The following is an 18,568-nucleotide window of genomic DNA, read 5'->3' on the forward strand; positions in this document are numbered from 1 at the left end:
CAACGGCCAGGGGGATTGCGCGCAGATGACCAGCTATCCGGGAGCAGCGCTCGAAGCGCAGGCGCTGACCAAGCAGTTCGGCACCGTTCGCGCAGTGTCGGATCTGAGCTTCGTCGTCCCGCGCGGCACCGTCACCGGATTCCTCGGCCCCAACGGCTCGGGTAAGTCGACGACGCTGCGCATGCTCCTCGGGCTCGTTGCACCCACCTCTGGCGTCGGCCTCGTCAACGGCGCGCCGTTCCGCACGACCGAACACCCGGCCCGCACGGTGGGGGCCGTCCTCGACTCGTTGAGCGTGCACCCCAAGCGCAGCGCTGCCCATCACCTGAAGATCTACACCGCCGCGATCGGCGTACCCGACAGCCGCGCCCTCGACGTGCTGCGACTCGTCGGCCTCGGTGACGTTGCCGACCGCGCCGCAGGCGGCTTCTCCCTCGGCATGCGTCAACGCCTCACGTTGGCGACAGCGCTGCTGGGGGATCCGGAAATCCTCGTGCTCGACGAACCCGCGAACGGTCTGGACCCCGAGGGAATCGCCTGGCTGAGGGACTTCCTCAAGGCATACGCCGCATCGGGGCGAACGGTCCTGATATCGAGTCACATTCTGCGCGAGGTCGAGCAGACCGTCGACAACCTGGTGATCGTCAGCGCCGGCTCGCTGAAATACCAGGGTTCCATCGCACAACTGCGATCCACCCGCCCCAGCCGCGTGCTCGTCGCCGCCTCGGATCCGGCGAAACTGGCGCTCGCGTTGGCGTCGAACGGCTTCAACGATTCCCAACTGCTGCCCGACGGACGCATCGGTGTTGCCGGGACCGACGCGGCCACGATCGCCCGCATCGCAGCCGACGCCCAGGTGACGATTTTCGGGACCACGAGTGAACACGTCGACCTCGAGCAGGTGTTCCTGTCCATGACCGCGGGCCAGTACAACGCCGCACCCGTCCAACAGAACCCGTACGGCGGGCCGCAGCAGGGTTACGGCCCGCCGCCGGGTTACGGCCCACCGCCGCCGGGTTACGGCCCGCCGCCGCAGAGTTACGCTCCGCCGCAGAACTGGAACGGGGGCCCGCGATGAACGCGTTGCTGACGTCGGAGATCCGCAAGGTCACGACACTGAAGTTCTGGTGGGCACTGGCGATCGCGCCGATCGTCGTCGGAGTCTTCGCATCCGTCATCACGTCGGTGATCGCGAACCAGCTGGGCGAGTTCGAGGAGGACCTGGACATCTCCGGCGGGGTCGCCTCCATCGGTCTCTACGTCGCCGCCGGTGCCGCGATTCTGTTCGCCGGCATATTCGGTGCCGTCAACACCGGAACCGAGTTCCGCCACCAGACCATCACCACCAGCTTCCTCACCGCTCGCGGCCGAGACGGAGTGATCGCCGCCAAGCTCATCGTCACTGCGTTGTTCGGCCTCGGATACGGCATGGTGGTGCTGCTGGCCAGCCTGATCTGCCTGCTGATCTTCAATGAGCGGACCGTGTTGCTCGACGGCGCGTTCATCGGCGTGGTGGCGTCGTGCCTCCTCGCAGTCGTGCTGTGGTCGATCATCGGTGCCGGCCTCGGTCTGCTGCTCAAATCTCCGACGTGGGCCGCCGTCGTGCTCGTCGCCTGGCTCCCGTTCGGCGAGGGTCTGCTCTCGCTGATCCTGTTCGGACTCGGGCTCGGATCGGTCGCCGTGGCGCTTCCGTCGAACCTGACCCTGCCGACCATGGCGGCGACGCAACTCGACGACGCGGGCGACCTGGCGTCGTGGCCGTGGGCACCGCTTGGCCTCGCGCTGTGGGCGGCGATTCTCACCGGCGTCGGTTGGTTCCTGGCCCGCACTCGCGACATCGACTGAGGTCGGTACCGGGAGTGGAGCCTGCGGAACGACCGCGACAACCGGTCCCCACATTCGCAGGCCGACGCTGTCGGTGCCCGGGTCTACCGTGGTGAATCGATGGCACACAGTAATGCGGTGAAAGACCGTGCAGCGGCACCCCGACGCGGCTCGTCGACACTCGACAGCGCAGAACCCGCGCCGAGTATCCGGCGTGGGTGGATCAGACGTCTGATCGCGCAGTGCCTGCTGCATCGACGTACTGCACTCGGAGCCCTGGGCGTGACGATGATCGCCGCGGTCATCGACATCTCGTTTCCGCTGCTCACCAGGGCGGCGATCGACGACGCGACCGCAGGCAACGGCGAGAAGATCGCCACCGTCGCCGCCGCCATCGCACTGTTGGGTCTGGTCCGGTTCGCATGCCAATTCGGTCGACGCATGCTCGCCGGCCGGCTCTCGATCGACGTTCAGCACGATCTGCGCCTGGACCTGCTCGCGTCGCTGCAGCGGCTCGACGGTCGGAAGCAGGACGAGATCCGCACAGGCCAGGTGGTGTCGAGATCGATCACCGACCTGCAACTCGTGCAGGGTCTGCTGGCCATGGTGCCGCTGTCCGCGGGAGCAGTCCTGCAGTTCGTACTGGCGCTGGCGGTGATGGCGTATCTGTCGCCGCTGCTCACCGTTGTCGCGGTCCTCATCGTTCCTGCGGTCAGCATCGTGGTCTACCGAATGCGGCCCACTCTCTTCGCGGCCACCTGGTCGGCGCAACAACGCGCCGCCGATCTGGCTCAGCACGTCGAGGAAACCGTCACCGGCGTTCGAGTCGTCAAGGGCTTCGGCCAGGAAGCCCGCGCGGTGGATCGCATCGAGACGCTCGGTCGCACGCTCTTCGCCGAGCGCATGCGATCGGCGAAGATCAACTCGCGGTTCGCACCGTCGCTGGCCACCATTCCGCAACTCGGACTCGTCGGAGTCATCGCCCTGGGCGGCTATCTGGCCCTGCAGGGCCACATCACGATCGGCACGTTCCTGGCCTTCGCCACCTACGTCGCAACCTTGTCCGCCGTGACCCGCACCGTCTCGTCGGTGGTGATCATGGCTCAGCTCTCCCGCGCGGCCGTCGAGCGCGTCTACGAGGTGGTCGACACCCAGCCGTCCGACCCGGAACCGGCCGCCCCCGTCGCATTGCCCGACGGCCCGCTCGGAGTCCGCATCTCCGAGGTGACCTTCGGGTTCGAGCCCGAACGCGATGTGCTGACCGGCCTGAATCTGACCATCTCGCCGGGTGAGACTGTGGCCGTCGTCGGCCACGCGGGCTCGGGAAAGACCGCTCTCGCCCTTCTGCTCCCCCGCTTCTATCGCCCCTCCGAGGGACAGATTGCGCTGACATCCGACGGAACGTCGTTCGATATCGAGGACCTCGACTCGACGTCGCTCCGCGAGGCGGTCTCGCTGGTGTTCGACGAGCCGTTCCTCTTCTCGGACACAATCGCCGCCAACATCGCCCTCGGCAGGCCCGACGCCACAGCGGAGGAGATCGAGCGTGCGGCGCGGCTGGCACAGGCATCGACCTTCATCGACGCGCTGCCCGAGGGATACGACAGCCTCGTCGGCGAACGCGGACTCACCCTGTCCGGCGGCCAGCGCCAACGCATCGCACTGGCCCGTGCTCTTCTCTTCGAGCCGCGAATTCTGATCCTCGACGACGCCACCTCGGCAGTGGACGCCGAGACCGAGGCCGCCATCTTCGACGCGTTGCGTGGCGTCCGGACGCGCGCGACCCTCGTTCTCGCTCATCGCCGCTCGACCCTGACCCTGGCCGATCGCGTCGCCGTGCTCGACAACGGCCGCATCATCGACACCGGAACCGTCGACGAACTCGATCGGCGTTGTCCGTTGTTCCGGGCCCTCCTGGCCGGTGGAGACGGCGAGGAGAACGACGATCCCGGTGCGGAGCAGACCGTCGACCCCTCCGCCGACACGCTCTGGCCGGACACGGATCCGGAGTCGACGGTCGAGCCCGGCGCAGTCTCGACACCCGCGCCCGGAGGCGGCGGTGGTCACGGAACTGCGATGGCCGGGGCTTTCGGCTCGCTCGCACCCACACCCGCCATATCCCGGGCAGTCGCGGCCCTGCCGCCTGCGACCGAGGATCCGGGCACATCCGGATCGCAGCTGCGTCGACCCGACCCGGAGTTCCGGCTGTCGAGACTGCTGAGCCCCGTGCGCTCGTTGCTCGCCGTCGTGGTGGTGCTTCTCGCGCTGGACTCACTGGCCTCGATCGCCTTCCCCTCGCTCGTTCGCTACGCGGTGGACAACGGAGTGGCGAGTGGAGACTCGAACACCCTGTGGATCGCCACCTCGATCGGCGTCGTGTTGGCAGCGGCGAGTTGGTTCGTCGTCTGCTGGACGACGGTGATCACCGCGCGGGCGGGTGAGCGAGTGCTCTTCGGACTCCGCGTCCGCAGCTACGCGCACATTCAGCGGCTCGGCCTCGACTACTACGAACGTGAGCTGTCGGGCCGCATCATGACCCGCATGACCACCGACGTCGACGCACTGTCGTCGTTCATTCAAACCGGGGCATCGACGGCGGTGGTGAGCGTGTTGACCGTCGTCGGTATCGCCGCCGCTCTGCTCGTCACCGACCCCACTCTCGGGCTGGTGGCGCTGGCTGTCGTGCCACCGCTTGCCGTGGCCACCGTGATCTTCCGGCGCATCTCCTCGGCGGCGTACTCGACGTCCCGCGAGCGAATCTCCATCGTCAACGCCGATTTCCAGGAGAACGTCACCGGCCTGCGCGCGGCACAGGCCTACCGGCGCGAGGAGTACGCCGCATCCCGATTCGCCGAACGCTCCGACCGCTACCGCGCGAGTCGAATGCGATCGCAGACCGCGATCTCGGTGTTCTTCCCCCTCATCACGTTGCTCTCCGACATCGCCCTCGCCGTCGTCGTGTTCGTCGGCGCGCACCAGATCGCCACCGGCACCACCACAGCGGGCACCCTCGTGGCGTTCGTGCTCTATCTCGGGCTGCTCTTCGGACCCATCCAGCAGCTCTCGCAGGTGTTCGACGGTTACCAGCAGGCACGCGTCGGAGTCGGTCGCATCGGGGATCTCCTGCGCACCACGAGCTCGATCGAAACCTCCGCCGACGCGAACACCACCGCACTTCCCGGCGGACGCCTTCGCGCCGACATAGAACTCGTCGATGTCGGTTTCCGGTATGCCGGGGCCCACTCCGACGCCCTGAGTGAGGTAAATCTCACCATCCCCGCCGGCACCACCGTCGCCTTGGTCGGACGCACCGGCGCGGGCAAATCAACAGTGGTGAAACTGCTGGCCCGCTTCTACGATCCGACCTCCGGATCGGTGCGGGTCGGCGGCCACGATCTACGCGACTATCGCCTCTCGGACTACCGCCACCGACTCGGCGTCGTACCGCAGGAAGCGCACCTGTTCACCGGAACCGTGGCGTCGAACATCGCCTACGGCAGACCCGATGCCAGGCGCACCGACATCGAGAACGCGGCACGCTCGGTGGGTGCTCTGAGCACCATCGCCGCACTTCGCGGCGGCATGCACCAACCCGTCGGTGAGCGCGGCCAAGGACTGTCCGCAGGCCAACGACAGCTGATCGCACTGGCCAGGGCCGAGCTGGTCGACCCCGACCTGCTGCTCCTCGACGAGGCCACCGCCACGCTCGATCCCGCGACCGAACGCACCGTGCTCGCAGCCGGCAGTGCCGTCGCGCGGACCCGCACCGCCGTGGTCGTCGCGCACCGCTTGGCGACCGCCGCGCGGGCAGATCTGATCGTGGTGGTCGACGGCGGCCGTATCGTGGAAGTAGGTCGACATTCGGAGCTACGCACGCAGGGCGGCTTCTACGCGCAGCTGTGGACTGCAGCCGAAACGAACCGAGGGAATAATTCGATAATCGAAGGTGCCATCGACAACGAGGCCGATGGTTACCGGTGAGTACATATCACAGCTACGTCCCGGACGCACGTGAGCTGGACCAACGGTCTAGCCTGGACACGTACGCGCGCTGAACGGGAACGAAGACAGAAACGAGGCGAACTACTGCCGTGAGCAGCAGCTCTACTACCCAATTCGGACAAAACCAATGGCTGGTCGACGAGATGTACCAGCGATTCAAGCAGGACCCTTCATCCGTCGACGCGAGCTGGCACGAGTTTCTGACCGGTTACGACCCCGAGGCAGCAACCGACGAGACCGCCGGATCCAACGGTGCTGCCGGTAACGGCGCAGCCTCGAACGGTAGCTCGACCAAGTCCGCGCCTCCCGCAGCACCAGCGCCACCAGCCAAGCCGGCCGCCTCTGCTCCCGACAAGACCGACGCGCCGAAGGCCGCAGCACCCAAGGCCGCTCCGAAAGCCGCCGCTCCCAAGGCCGAGGCCGCGAAGCCTGCCGCTGCTGCCAAGCCGGCCGAGAAGAAGGCAACGCCGGCCAAGTCCGCTCCCGCGAAGCCCGCCGCAGCCGAGTTCGGTGAAGAGTCGAGCAAGATTCTGCGCGGCGCTGCTGCCGCGGTGGCGAAGAACATGTCCGCCTCGTTGCAGATTCCCACCGCGACCAGCGTGCGTGCGATTCCGGCCAAGCTCATGGTCGACAACCGCCTCGTCATCAACAACCATCTCGCTCGTACCCGCGGCGGCAAGATCTCGTTCACACACCTGCTCGGCTACGCCATCGTGCAGGCCGTCAAGGCGTTCCCGAACATGAACCGCCACTTCGCCGAGGTCGACGGCAAGCCGAACGCCGTCACTCCGGCCGCGATCAACCTCGGTCTCGCCATCGACCTGCCCGGCAAGGACGGCAACCGTTCCCTCGTCGTCGCTGCCATCAAGAACACGCAGGACTTCACGTTCACGCAGTTCTACAACGCGTACGAGGACATCGTGCGTCGCGCTCGCGACGGCAAGCTCACCGGTGAGGACTTCCAGGGCGTCACCATCTCGCTGACCAACCCCGGTGGAATCGGAACCGTGCACTCGGTGCCGCGTCTGATGAACGGCCAGGGAGCCATCATCGGTGCCGGTGCCATGGAGTACCCGGCAGAGTTCCAGGGAGCCAGCGACGAACGTCTCGCCGAGTTCGGCGTCGGCAAGCTCATGACGCTGACCTCGACGTACGACCACCGCATCATTCAGGGTGCGGAGTCGGGTGACTTCCTCAAGACGATCCACAACCTGCTGATCAGCGACGAGTTCTACGACGAGTTGTTCCACTCGCTGAAGATCCCCTACGAGCCCATTCGCTGGCGCAAGGATCTGCCCGAGGGCACGGTCGACAAGAACACCCGCGTGCTCGAGCTCATCGCCGCGTACCGCAACCGCGGTCACCTGATGGCCGACACCGACCCGTTGCAGTTCACCAAGGACAAGTTCCGGATGCATCCGGACCTCGACGTGATCAGCCACGACCTCACGCTGTGGGATCTCGACCGCGAATTCAAGGTCGGTGGATTCCACGGCAAGGACAAGATGAAGCTGCGGGACGTGCTCAGCGTTCTGCGCGACTCGTACTGCCGCCACGTGGGCGTCGAGTACACCCACATCCTCGAGACCGAGCAGGTCACCTGGCTGCAGGAACGCGTCGAGGCCAAGCACGTCAAACCGACTGTGGCGCAACAGAAGTACATCCTGAGCAAGCTCAACGCAGCCGAGGCGTTCGAGACGTTCCTGCAGACCAAGTACGTCGGGCAGAAGCGCTTCTCGCTCGAAGGTGCAGAGTCGGTCATCCCGATGATGGACTCCGTCATCGACCAGAGCGCCGAGTACGCCCTCGATGAGGTCGTCATCGGCATGCCGCACCGCGGTCGCCTCAACGTGCTCGCCAACATCGTCGGCAAGCCCTACTCGAAGATATTCACCGAGTTCGAGGGCAACATGAACCCGGCCGCCGCACACGGCTCCGGCGACGTGAAGTACCACCTCGGTGCCGAGGGCACGTACATCCAGATGTTCGGTGACAACGACATCAAGGTCTCGCTCACCGCGAACCCGTCGCACCTCGAAGCCGTCGACCCGGTTCTCGAAGGCCTCGTCCGCGCCAAGCAGGATCTGCTGGACAAGGGCACCGGCCAGGGCGGTTACTCCGTTCTGCCGCTGATGCTGCACGGAGACGCGGCATTCGCAGGCCAGGGCGTCGTCGCCGAAACCCTGAACCTGTCCGATCTGCGGGGCTACCGCACCGGCGGCACCGTGCACATCGTCGTCAACAACCAGGTCGGCTTCACCACGTCACCGGAGTTCTCGCGTTCGTCCGAGTACTGCACCGATGTGGCGAAGATGATCGCCGCGCCGATCTTCCACGTCAACGGCGACGACCCCGAGGCCTGCGCCTGGGTGGCTCAGCTGGCGGTGGACTTCCGTCAGAAGTTCCACAAGGACGTCGTCATCGACATGATCTGCTACCGCCGTCGCGGCCACAACGAGGGCGACGACCCCTCGATGACGCAGCCGGCGATGTACGACGTGATCGACACCAAGCGCAGCGTCCGCAAGAGCTACACCGAATCGCTCATCGGCCGTGGAGACATCTCGCTCAAGGAAGCCGAGGATGCACTTCGCGACTACCAGGGCCAGCTCGAACGCGTCTTCAACGAGGTACGCGAACTCGAGAAGTACACCCCGGAGCCCAGCGAATCGGTCGAACTCGACCAGCAGTTGCCTGCCAAGCTCACCACGGCCGTCGACAAGGCAGTGCTGCACCGCATCGGCGATGCGCACCTCGACGTTCCCGACGGATTCAACGTCCACCCGCGCGTCAAGCCGGTGCTCGAGAAGCGTCGCGAGATGGCGCACGAGGGCAAGGTCGACTGGGCCTTCGGCGAGCTGCTGGCGCTCGGATCGCTGGTGGACGAGGGACGCAACATCCGCTTCTCCGGCCAGGACACCCGACGCGGCACGTTCACCCAGCGTCACTCGGTGATCATCGACCGCAAGACCGGTGCCGAGTACACCCCGCTGCAGAACATCGGCAGTGACAACCCCGGCAAGTTCATGGTCTACGACTCCGCCCTCAGCGAGTTCGCCGCAGTCGGCTTCGAGTACGGCTACTCCGTGGGTAACCCGGACGCACTGGTGATGTGGGAAGCGCAGTTCGGCGACTTCGTCAACGGCGCGCAGTCCATCATCGACGAGTTCATCTCGTCCGGTGAAGCCAAGTGGGGTCAGCTCTCCGACGTCGTGCTGCTGCTGCCGCACGGCCACGAAGGCCAGGGTCCCGACCACACGTCCGGACGCATCGAACGCTTCCTGACGCTGTGCGCCGAGGGCTCGATGACCGTCGCACTCCCCTCGACCCCCGCGAACTACTTCCACCTGCTGCGCAGGCACGCGCGTGACGGCATCCGTCGCCCGCTGATCGTCTTCACCCCGAAGTCGATGCTGCGCAACAAGGCAGCGGTGAGCAACATCGAGGACTTCACCGACGGCAAGTTCCACTCGGTGTTCGACGAGCCCACCTACGACACCGGCACCGGTGACCGCAGCGCGGTCAAGCGAGTTCTGATGGTCAGCGGCAAGCTCTACTACGAGCTGCTCGCACGCAAGCAGAAGGACAACCGCGACGACGTCGCCATCGTCCGCATCGAGCAGCTCTACCCCGTGCCGGTCCGCCGCATCCGGGAAGCACTCGAAAGCTACCCGAATGCAACGGAATTCCGTTGGGTTCAGGAAGAGCCTGCGAACCAGGGTGCCTGGCCGTTCTTCGGTCTCGCGTTGCCCGAGCTCGTCCCCGAGAAGCTGGTCGGCATCAAGCGCATCTCGCGTCGCGCAATGTCCGCCCCGTCGTCAGGATCGAGCAAGGTGCACGCCGTCGAGCAACTCGAAATCATCGACGAGGCCTTCAACGCAGTCGGCGAAGGCTAGAAAATTCGACAACAACAGCGGCCCACTTCCTCGGAAGTGGGCCGCTGTTGTCGTTTCGGGGCTCCCCGCTCCGCGTCAATGGACCATCACATGCGTCTGAGCAGTGCAACGGTCCATCCACGCAGAGTCAGTGGCTGAGTGAATGGACCGCTGTATTGCACTGGTCCCCGTGCACAACAAAGGGACATTGATCCCAACCGGGGCGGGCGTCGGTCAGGCTGAGGCGTCGGCGTCGGTTCCCAGGAGTGCGGTGATCATTCCTGGTGCCAGTGCGACCGCGGGCAGAGCGTTGACGTTGAGGTCGATCAGTTCGTCGCGGCTCAGTTCGGGCGCGGTGAGCCAGTTGATCGTCGTTTCCTCGACGAATGCGATCCAGCCGCGGACGGCCAGCACGATGGTGGGAGTGACCTCGATGTCGAGTCCCCCGAGTTGCGCGACGGTTCGCTCGGCCATGGCGGAGCGGGTGTCCTCGAACACCGCGCGCATCTGCGGATCACCACTGGGAGTGCCGCGCAGGAGCGAGACGTACATCTGCCGCTTGTCGGTCACGTAATCGACGTAGTTCGCGATGGAATCGCGCAGAATCTCGTACGGTGGCAACGACGGATCGGGTGCGGTGCGCTCGAGCATGACGCGCGAGGATTCACGCACGATCTCGAGGTGGAACTCCTGCTTGGAGGCGAAGTAGTGGAACAGAAGACCTCGGGAGACGCCTGCTTGGTCTGCGATGTCCTCGACGGAGATCTGTTCGAGGGGGCGGTCGGCGAGCATCTCGGTGCCGAGCTCGATCAGTTGGGCTCGTCGTTGCTGCGGACTGAGCCTGGTCCTCTTCGTGGTCGATGCGCCGGGGCTGTTCACGAACGCCATGCAACCACCCTACTGAATGTTAGTCAATAACTATTGACTCACACTCAATAAGCTTCTACGCTCCCCTACATGAGTCTTCCCGTAACAGATACTTCGGACCGTGCAACGACGCCGCGTCACGTCGATACGCTGATCATCGGCAGCGGATTCGCCGGCCTCGGTGCCGCGATCAAGCTGACGAAGGCAGGCAAGAAGGACTTCGTCGTCATCGAACGCGGCCACGATGTGGGTGGCACCTGGCGCGACAACACCTACCCCGGTGCCGCCTGCGACGTGCCGTCGCACCTGTACTCCTACTCGTTCGCGTTGAACCCGAACTGGACGCGTTCGTTCTCCACGCAGCCCGAGATCCAGAAGTACATCGCCGGGGTGGCGCGCAAGTACGGCGTGATGGACAAGCACGTGTTCGGCACGGATGTGACCTCGGCCCGCTGGAACGCCGAGTCCAACCGCTGGGACGTCGAGACCACCACGGGCAACTACACCGCGAAGATCGTCGTCTCCGCCGTCGGCGCGCTGTGTGAGCCGAACCTGCCCGACATCAAGGGAATTCACGACTTCAAGGGCGACGTCTTCCATTCGGCCCAGTGGAATCACGACGTCTCGCTCGCCGGCAAGCGCGTCGCCGTCATCGGTACCGGCGCGTCGGCGATCCAGATCGTGCCCGCCATCGCAGATCAGGTGAAGCACCTCGACGTGTACCAGCGCACCGCGCCGTGGATTCTTCCCCGCGCGGACCGCCCGTACACCAAGCTCGAGCGCTTCGCCTTCAAGCACGTTCCCGGATTCCAGAGGCTCTCCCGCACCGGCATCTACGCGATGCGCGAGACGCAGGTCGTCGGACTGGCGAAGGCTCCGGCCTTCATGAAGCCGCTGCAGTGGGCGTCGGAGAACCACCTGCGCACGCAGATCAAGGACAAGGCCCTGCGCGCGAAGGTCACGCCGAACTTCCGCATCGGCTGCAAGCGCATGCTGATTTCGAACGCGTACTACCCCGCGCTCGCCAAGAGCCACGTCGATCTCGTCACCGACGGCATCGCCGAGATCCGCGAGGGCTCCATCGTCACCAAGGACGGCACCGAACGCCCCATCGACGCGCTCGTCGTCGCCACCGGCTTCCACGTCACCGACTCCCCCGCGTACCACGGCATCACCGGCAAGGACGGCCGCACACTGGCCGAAACCTTCGAGGACGGCGGTCAGCAGGGCTACAAGGGCGCGGCCGTCGCGAACTTCCCCAACATGTTCTTCCTGGTGGGCCCCAACACCGGCCTGGGCCACACGTCGATGGTGTTCATGATCGAGTCGCAGATCAACTACCTGGTCGACGCGTTGAACACCATCGACAAGCACGACATCGGCACCATCGAGGTGCGCAAGGACGTGCAGGACGAGTACAACGTGACGCTGCAGGACCAACTCTCCAAGAGTGTCTGGATGAACGGCGGATGCGCCAGCTGGTACCTCGACAAGCACGGCAACAACACGACGCTGTGGCCGGGCTTCACCTTCGAGTTCCGCAGAATCACCAGGAACTTCGATCTCGATGCGTACCGTAGCGTCGCTACCGCAGACCTGCCCTCCGGACCGTCGGCGACCAACTCCGCCGGCAACAACACAGACAAGGTGTCCGCACGATGAGCACATTCACAGGCAAGGTGGCCGTCGTCACCGGCGCGGGCTCGGGAATCGGCCGCGCGCTGGCCCTCGAGCTGGCCGGCCGCGGAGCGAAGTTGGCATTGTCCGACGTCGACACCGCCGGACTCGACGAAACGGTTCGACGAGTCGAGGCGTTGGGCGCCGAGGTCAAGTCGGACTTCTTGGATGTGTCCCAGCGCGAGACCGTGCTGGATTACGCCGAGGCCGTCGTTGCGCATTTCGGCAAGGTCAACCAGATCTACAACAACGCAGGCATCGCGTACCACGGTGACGTCGACAAGTCCTCGTTCAAGGACATCGAGCGCATCGTCGACGTCGATTTCTGGGGAGTCGTCAACGGCACCAAGGCATTTCTGCCGCACATCCAGGCCTCCGGCGACGGCCACATCATCAATATCTCCAGCCTCTTCGGCCTGCTCGCCATGCCGTCGCAGTCCGCGTACAACGCCGCGAAGTTCGCCGTCCGCGGGTTCAGTGAATCGCTGCGGATGGAGATGTTGATCTCCAAGGCACCGGTGAAGGTGACCGTGGTGCACCCCGGTGGCATCAAGACCGCCATCGCCCGCAACGCGACCGTCGCCGAGAACTTCGATCAGGCAGACGTGGCCAAGTTCTTCGACAGCAAGCTCGCCAAGACCACCCCGATCGACGCGGCCAAGACCATCCTCAAGGGCGTCGAGAAGGGCAAGGGCCGGGTGCTCATCGGGTCCGACGCGATCGCCCTCGATCTGTTGCAGCGCATCACCGGCTCGCGCTACCAGGGCCTGATCGCTGCGGTGTCCAAGCGCGCGCTGCCGCGAACGAAGAAGTAGGCGAGCCCGTGAAGTCCTTCTACGTTCCCCTGCCGATCGTCGCGGCAGCACTCAAGCCCTTCTATCGCCTGGCGCTGAATCCGCGTCTGTCGTTCCGAGCGCAGCGGGCCCTGCTCGAGGCGGCGGCTCCGGCGCAGACTCTTCCGCACGGAACCGTCGCGCAGAAGTTGACGCTCGCCGGACGGCGAGCGGAGCGCATCACCGTCGGGGCAACCGAACGCGACACCGCGATTCTGTACCTGCACGGCGGCGCGTACACGATCGGTTCGATCAACACGCACCGGTCGTTGGCCGCGCATCTGGCGCGGGAATCGGCCAGCGCCGTCTACGTGCTCGACTACCGGTTGGCCCCGGAGAACCCGTACCCGGCCGGTCTGGACGACGCCGTGGCGGCGTTCCGCGAGCTGGTCCGTGTCCACGGATTCACCGCGGACCGCATCGCCATCGCAGGCGATTCCGCCGGTGGAGGTCTGACGGTCGCCACCGCCCGGCGTCTGGTGGACGACGGCACCAGCCCGGCCGCCCTCGGCCTGATCTCGCCCTGGGTCGATCCCGGTGCGCGCGACGCCGCCAAGGACCGCGATCTCGTGGTCAACACCGGGTGGTCGTACAGCTCGGCCGACGCCTATCTGGGCGCGGGCGATCCGCTCGACCAAGGCTTTGCCCCACTGCTGGGCAACCTCGACGGACTGCCTCCGATCGTCATGCACGTGGGCACCGACGAGGTGCTCTACGCGCAGATCACCGCCTTCGCGGACAAGCTGCGTCTGTCGGGCGTGGAGCTCGAACACGTCGAGTACAAGAAGCTCTGGCACGTGGCCCATCTACAGGCGTCGATCCTGCGGGAGGCGGCTCAAGCCGTCCATCACATGGGCTCGTACCTGGGCCGCAAGGTCAGGGCAACGCAGACCGGCACAGTGTCACAGGTTGCGCTCACCGAGCCAGCGGCCGGCGACCTCGCCTGACGGAACGCCGTTGCGGACCTCGCCGATCATGTCGGCGAGGTCCGCAGTCGTCAGCTCCCCCGCCACCACCGAGAACGACCTCAGAGCACTCTCGTTGAGCACTCCGTCGGTGTAGAGCGGAACCACGTTCTGCGCGGGATACACATGATCGTCGTCGGGCAGCGTGGTCAGATCCTTCGCCAACGGGCCGAACGAGGCGGTGCGAATCGCCAGTGCACCGACCTCCCCGGCGTTCAACCCGTCGACGGCGGACTGCGCATCGAAATACGGAGTGAAATCGGTGAACGACGCCCCTGTGAACGTGGGACTCTTCGTGCCTTCGGCCATGACGTCCATCGGATCGACCTGATCGTCCACAATCCCCACGGTCTTTTCTTCACGACCCAGGAATTCGGTCACCGTCTCGTCGCCCGATTCACTGTCCGACGCCACCGCGATCGTAAGTCGATCCTCGGCGGTGGCGTAATCCCCCACCGACAACCCGGCCGGCAGTGATCGGTTCAGTTCGGTGTACACGTCCTCTGCCTCGGTTGCCGCAGACAGAGTGTCGAAGGTGCGCAGCAGCTCTCCGGTCAGATCGGGAACCATCGTCACCTCACCGCGGTCCAGCGCCGCGAGGTAGTCGGCCCGGTCTCCCAGGTCGTCCTTCAGCTCGACGTCCGCTCCCGTCGACCGCAGTCCACCGGCGTAGATCTGCGCGAGCAGACGCGACAGATCCGAGCTGCCTGCTCCGACGACGACGGGCTCGCCGGCAGGGTCGGTCGACTCGCCCGCACTGCAACCGCCGACCAGTCCGGCGATCGACATCACCAGGGCTGCTGCCAGAACCGACGATCGCACTGTCATTTTCTCCTGTTCACTGCCCGGGTGGTTTACCGATCTCGGCCGCGGGGCACTAGTGCGAACGAGACGGTAGTCGAACCAACCTTATGGGCACGCTGAATTCGACTACCATCCCGAGCAGCCCGAGTCCTGGTTTCGACGATGCCCCCGCAGCCCGGTGGCGGCGGTCGGCGATGGGTAGGACTGTGCCCGAACCGATGGAAGGACACCATGACCACCTCCCGAATCACGCGCGCGTTCTCCGCTCCGAGGGCAGTGGCCGCCGTAGCCGCACTCGCTCTCTCGGTCACCGCTCTTACCGCCTGCGGCGGAAATTCGGATCCACTGTCCAGCGGTGGCGGCGAGAGCAACAGCGACACCAACTCGATCATCGTCGGCTCGGCCAACTTCCCCGAGTCCGAGACCGTGGCGAACATCTACGCCGAGGCTCTGCGCGCCAACGGTTTCGAGGTGAGCACCAAGCTCAACATCGGCAGCCGTGAGGCCTACATTCCGGCAGTGCGAGACGGGTCGATCGACCTGATCCCCGACTACACCGGCAACCTGCTGCAGTACTTGGACGAATCCGCGACCGCCACGTCCTCCGAGGACGTCCTGGCCGCACTGCCCGCGGCACTGGGCGACGACCTCACCGTGACGGCGCAGGCACCGGGCGAGGACAAGGACGCCGTCGTCGTCACGCGCCAGACCGCCACCGAGCGCAACCTCACCACCATCGGCGACCTCGCCCCGTTCTCCTCCGAGGTGACCTTCGCCGGTACCCCGGAATTCCAGGAACGCGTCGGCGGCCTGCCCGGTCTGCGAGACAAGTACGGCCTGGACATCTCGCCCGGCAACTACATCCCGATCTCCGACGGCGGCGGCCCGGCCACGGTCGAGGCACTCGTCTCCGGACAGGTCGTCGCCGCGGACATCTTCACCACCGCACCCTCGATCGCACAGAACGATCTCGTCGTTCTCGAGGATCCGGAGAACAACTTCGCCGCCCAGAACATCATTCCGGTGCTGCGTACGGCCAAGCAGTCCGACAAGCTCACTCAGGTTCTCGACGCCGTGTCGGCGCAGATCACCACCGAAGAGCTCATTGCGCTGAACACGCGAGTGTCCGGTGACGAGAAGGTCGAGCCCGCGGCAGCAGCAGCGGATTGGGTCCAGGACAAGGGTCTGGATCAGCCGGTCAGCTGATGATCACCTTCGAGCAGATCAACAAGACGTACCCGGACGGCACCACTGCCGTCGACTCGCTGGACCTGGTGATCGAGCCACACTCGTTCACCGTGTTCGTGGGGCCGTCCGGCTGCGGCAAGACCACCTCGATGCGAATGATCAACCACATGATCACGCCCACCTCGGGCGTCATCACGGTCGACGGGCGCAACATCGCCGATATCGACGCGGTGAAGCTGCGCCGCGGCATCGGATACGTCATCCAGAGTGCCGGGTTGCTGCCGCACCGGACCGTCGTCGACAACGTCGCCACGGTGCCGGTACTCAACGGCGAATCGCGTCGCGCAGCACGCACAGCCGCGCTCGACGTTCTCGAGCGCGTCGGCCTGGACCCGGCATTCGCCTCGCGCTACCCGGCGCAACTGTCCGGCGGGCAGCAACAGCGGGTGGGCGTCGCCCGGGCGCTTGCCGCAGACCCGCCGATCCTGCTGATGGACGAGCCCTTCAGCGCGGTCGACCCGGTGGTTCGGGAAGAACTGCAGATCGAGATGCTGCGACTGCAGGCCGATCTGAAGAAGACGATCGTGTTCGTCACCCACGACATCGACGAGGCCGTACGGCTCGGTGATCGCATCGCCGTGTTCGGACCCCAGGGCCGATTGCAGCAGTACGACAAGCCGGAGACCGTACTCGCCTCACCGGCAACGTCCTTCGTGGCGTCGTTCGTCGGTCGCGATCGTGGCTACCGCGGCCTGTCGTTTCGGTCGGCACAGTCGGTGACCATGCACCCCATCCATACGGCGACGCAGGACGAGATCCACGGTCTGAGGCTGGACCAGGGGCAATGGGTCCTCGTCGTCGATGGGCAGCGCCGTCCACTCGGATGGATCGACGCGACCGGAGTCGAGAAGGTGCGCGACGGCCGGAGCATCGACGAGAGCACGGCGGCGGGCGGCTCCCTGTTCCTCGAGGGCGGCGATCTGCGTCAGGCACTCGACTCGGCGATCTCCTCGCCGTCGGGAATCGGTGTCGCGGTCGATGCATCCGGGGCGGCCGTGGGTAGCGTCGACGGGGCGGAGATACTCGAAAACCTTGCCGCACAACGCAAGTCGGAGGACTCCGAACGCAACCGGCACCACTTCCTCACTACCGGGGACAACGAACAGTGACCTGGCTGCTGGACAACTTCGATGTGGTTCTCGGCTACACGAAGACGCACCTGTATCTCTCGCTCGTCCCGCTGCTCATCGGACTGTTGATCGCCATCCCGTTGGGTACCGTCATTCGCAACACCCGTTGGGTTCGCCGAATCACGCTGACGGTGGCCAGTATTGCGTTCACGCTTCCGTCGCTGGCCTTGTTCGTCACCATCCCCGCGATCGTCGGTCTTCCCGTTCTCGATCCGTTGAACGTGGTGATCGCGCTGGCGGTGTACTCGACCGCGCTGCTCGTGCGCGCAGTACCCGAGGCACTCGATTCGGTGCCGTTCGCCGTGGTCGATTCCGCCGAGGCGATGGGCTACTCGACACTGCGGAGAGCAGTGACCGTCGAACTGCCACTGGCACTTCCGGTGCTCATCGCCAACATCAGGGTCGTCGCGGTCACGAACATCTCGTTGGTCTCGGTGGGCTCGGTGATCGGCATCGGCGGCCTCGGCCAGCTGTTCACCCAGGGCTACCAGCGTGACTATCCCGATCAGATTTTCGCGGGCATCATCTCGATCGTGTTCCTGGCGTTGATCTTCGACGCGGCCCTGTACCTGCTGGGGCGTCGACTCACCCCATGGACGCGGCTGAGCACAGGCTCGTCGAAGAAGAAGGCACGCGCATGAATCTCTTCTCCGAGGCGTTCTCGTACATTCTCGACGGCGGAAATTGGGCCGGTCCCACGGGAATCGGCGCACGGCTGATCGAACACATGTGGTACAGCCTGCTGGCAGTGTTGCTCTCGGCTGCCGTCGCGGTTCCGGTCGGTCTGCTCATCGGTCACCTGCGCCGCGGTGAGGCCGTCATCGTCGGGCTCGTCAACGCATTGCGGTCGCTGCCGACCCTCGGCATTCTCGTCTTTCTGGTTCTGGTGATCGGGTTGGGCCTGATCCCGCCGATCATCGCGCTGGTACTGCTGGGCATTCCTCCGCTGTTGGCCGGCACGTACTCCGGCATCGCGAACGTCGACGCCAACGTCGTCGACGCCGCCCGCGCGATGGGGATGACCGAAACCCAAGTGCTGTTTCGCGTAGAGATCCCCAACGCTCTGCCCCTGATCCTCGGCGGGTTGCGCAACACCACACTGCAGATCATCGCCACCGCGACCATCGCGGCCTACGTCAACCTCGGCGGGCTCGGCCGCTACATCTTCGACGGGCTCGCGCTCTACGACTACGGCCGCGTTCTGGTCGGCGCGATTCTGGTGGCGCTGCTGACCCTGATCGTCGACGGTCTGCTCGCCCTCGCGGTGTGGACGTCCGTCCCGGGAACCGGTCGCCTACGGCGGATGCCGACCGGACTCGCGAAGGTCTGACTCGTCCCACGAC

General features: G+C 65.5%; 13 protein-coding genes. 11 read left to right on the forward strand and 2 right to left on the reverse strand.

The window, feature by feature from the left end; translation table 11 throughout:
- The first annotated feature begins 25 nt into the window (after positions 1–25).
- The 4 genes from QM590_RS20585 to QM590_RS20600 all read left to right on the forward strand — a co-directional run bounded on the left by QM590_RS20585 (position 26) and on the right by QM590_RS20600 (position 9,722).
- A complete protein-coding gene (locus QM590_RS20585) occupies positions 26–1,078 on the forward strand; it encodes an ABC transporter ATP-binding protein (protein ID WP_269596202.1) in 1,053 nt (350 codons plus the stop codon).
- Positions 1,075–1,845, forward strand: a complete 771-nt coding sequence (locus tag QM590_RS20590) for an ABC transporter permease (RefSeq protein WP_068053192.1) — start codon at positions 1,075–1,077, stop codon at positions 1,843–1,845. The genes QM590_RS20585 and QM590_RS20590 overlap by 4 nt, the downstream gene beginning before the upstream one ends.
- Positions 1,846–1,944: 99 nt before the next feature.
- Entirely contained in the window at positions 1,945–5,805 is a 3,861-nt protein-coding gene (locus QM590_RS20595; RefSeq protein ID WP_269596201.1) for an ABC transporter ATP-binding protein, read from the forward strand.
- A 110-nt stretch (positions 5,806–5,915) separates the two neighbouring features.
- A complete protein-coding gene (locus QM590_RS20600) occupies positions 5,916–9,722 on the forward strand; it encodes a multifunctional oxoglutarate decarboxylase/oxoglutarate dehydrogenase thiamine pyrophosphate-binding subunit/dihydrolipoyllysine-residue succinyltransferase subunit (RefSeq protein WP_269596200.1) in 3,807 nt (1,268 codons plus the stop codon).
- A gap of 213 nt (positions 9,723–9,935) precedes the next feature.
- Here QM590_RS20600 and QM590_RS20605 read toward each other — a convergent pair whose 3' ends face one another.
- A complete protein-coding gene (locus tag QM590_RS20605; protein ID WP_269596199.1) occupies positions 9,936–10,589 on the reverse strand; it encodes a TetR/AcrR family transcriptional regulator in 654 nt (217 codons plus the stop codon).
- 69 nt (positions 10,590–10,658) lie between these two features.
- Here QM590_RS20605 and QM590_RS20610 point away from each other — a divergent pair, with 69 nt between their 5' ends.
- The 3 genes from QM590_RS20610 to QM590_RS20620 are packed head-to-tail and all read left to right on the forward strand — an operon-like array spanning position 10,659 to position 14,025.
- Entirely contained in the window at positions 10,659–12,230 is a 1,572-nt protein-coding gene (locus tag QM590_RS20610; protein ID WP_094688038.1) for a flavin-containing monooxygenase, read from the forward strand.
- On the forward strand, positions 12,227–13,060 hold the full coding sequence (locus QM590_RS20615) for an SDR family NAD(P)-dependent oxidoreductase (protein WP_068053168.1): 834 nt from the start codon (positions 12,227–12,229) through the stop codon (positions 13,058–13,060). Before QM590_RS20610 ends, QM590_RS20615 begins: the two co-directional genes overlap by 4 nt.
- A gap of 8 nt (positions 13,061–13,068) precedes the next feature.
- Positions 13,069–14,025 (forward strand): alpha/beta hydrolase, encoded by a 957-nt coding sequence (locus QM590_RS20620; RefSeq protein WP_269596198.1) that lies wholly within the window; start codon positions 13,069–13,071, stop codon positions 14,023–14,025.
- On the opposite strand, the gene QM590_RS20625 is transcribed toward QM590_RS20620, so the two are convergent.
- On the reverse strand, positions 13,981–14,871 hold the full coding sequence (locus QM590_RS20625; protein WP_269596197.1) for a glycine betaine ABC transporter substrate-binding protein: 891 nt from the start codon (positions 14,869–14,871) through the stop codon (positions 13,981–13,983). The genes QM590_RS20620 and QM590_RS20625 overlap by 45 nt on opposite strands.
- 207 nt (positions 14,872–15,078) lie before the next feature.
- On the opposite strand from QM590_RS20625, the gene QM590_RS20630 reads away from it, so the two are divergent.
- Genes QM590_RS20630 through QM590_RS20645 form a run of 4 tightly spaced genes read left to right on the forward strand, consistent with a single transcriptional unit; the run spans position 15,079 to position 18,555 of the window.
- Positions 15,079–16,053, forward strand: a complete 975-nt coding sequence (locus QM590_RS20630; protein ID WP_094641309.1) for an ABC transporter substrate-binding protein — start codon at positions 15,079–15,081, stop codon at positions 16,051–16,053.
- Positions 16,053–17,204 (forward strand): ABC transporter ATP-binding protein, encoded by a 1,152-nt coding sequence (locus tag QM590_RS20635; RefSeq protein ID WP_269596196.1) that lies wholly within the window; start codon positions 16,053–16,055, stop codon positions 17,202–17,204. The genes QM590_RS20630 and QM590_RS20635 overlap by 1 nt, the downstream gene beginning before the upstream one ends.
- Positions 17,201–17,866, forward strand: coding sequence for an ABC transporter permease (locus tag QM590_RS20640; RefSeq protein ID WP_068053154.1), 666 nt, complete (start codon positions 17,201–17,203; stop codon positions 17,864–17,866). The genes QM590_RS20635 and QM590_RS20640 overlap by 4 nt, the downstream gene beginning before the upstream one ends.
- Positions 17,863–18,555, forward strand: a complete 693-nt coding sequence (locus tag QM590_RS20645) for an ABC transporter permease (protein WP_149407944.1) — start codon at positions 17,863–17,865, stop codon at positions 18,553–18,555. Before QM590_RS20640 ends, QM590_RS20645 begins: the two co-directional genes overlap by 4 nt.
- Positions 18,556–18,568 lie beyond the last annotated feature (13 nt).

Origin of the sequence: Rhodococcus sp. IEGM 1372, assembly GCF_030056835.1 — a bacterium.
In the GTDB taxonomy this organism is placed as follows: Bacteria; Actinomycetota; Actinomycetes; order Mycobacteriales; family Mycobacteriaceae; genus Rhodococcoides.

What these genes read in the sequence shown, in the direction of transcription:
- QM590_RS20630 (WP_094641309.1), top strand. Translation starts at nt 15,079, where the DNA reads ATGACCACCTCCCGAATCACGCGCGCGTTCTCCGCTCCGAGGGCAGTG.
- QM590_RS20645 (WP_149407944.1), top strand. Translation starts at nt 17,863, where the DNA reads ATGAATCTCTTCTCCGAGGCGTTCTCGTACATTCTCGACGGCGGAAAT.
- QM590_RS20610 (WP_094688038.1), top strand. Translation starts at nt 10,659, where the DNA reads ATGAGTCTTCCCGTAACAGATACTTCGGACCGTGCAACGACGCCGCGT.
- QM590_RS20635 (WP_269596196.1), top strand. Translation starts at nt 16,053, where the DNA reads ATGATCACCTTCGAGCAGATCAACAAGACGTACCCGGACGGCACCACT.
- QM590_RS20595 (WP_269596201.1), top strand. Translation starts at nt 1,945, where the DNA reads ATGGCACACAGTAATGCGGTGAAAGACCGTGCAGCGGCACCCCGACGC.
- QM590_RS20585 (WP_269596202.1), top strand. Translation starts at nt 26, where the DNA reads ATGACCAGCTATCCGGGAGCAGCGCTCGAAGCGCAGGCGCTGACCAAG.
- QM590_RS20590 (WP_068053192.1), top strand. Translation starts at nt 1,075, where the DNA reads ATGAACGCGTTGCTGACGTCGGAGATCCGCAAGGTCACGACACTGAAG.
- QM590_RS20605 (WP_269596199.1), bottom strand. Translation starts at nt 10,589, where the DNA reads ATGGCGTTCGTGAACAGCCCCGGCGCATCGACCACGAAGAGGACCAGG.
- QM590_RS20625 (WP_269596197.1), bottom strand. Translation starts at nt 14,871, where the DNA reads ATGACAGTGCGATCGTCGGTTCTGGCAGCAGCCCTGGTGATGTCGATC.
- QM590_RS20615 (WP_068053168.1), top strand. Translation starts at nt 12,227, where the DNA reads ATGAGCACATTCACAGGCAAGGTGGCCGTCGTCACCGGCGCGGGCTCG.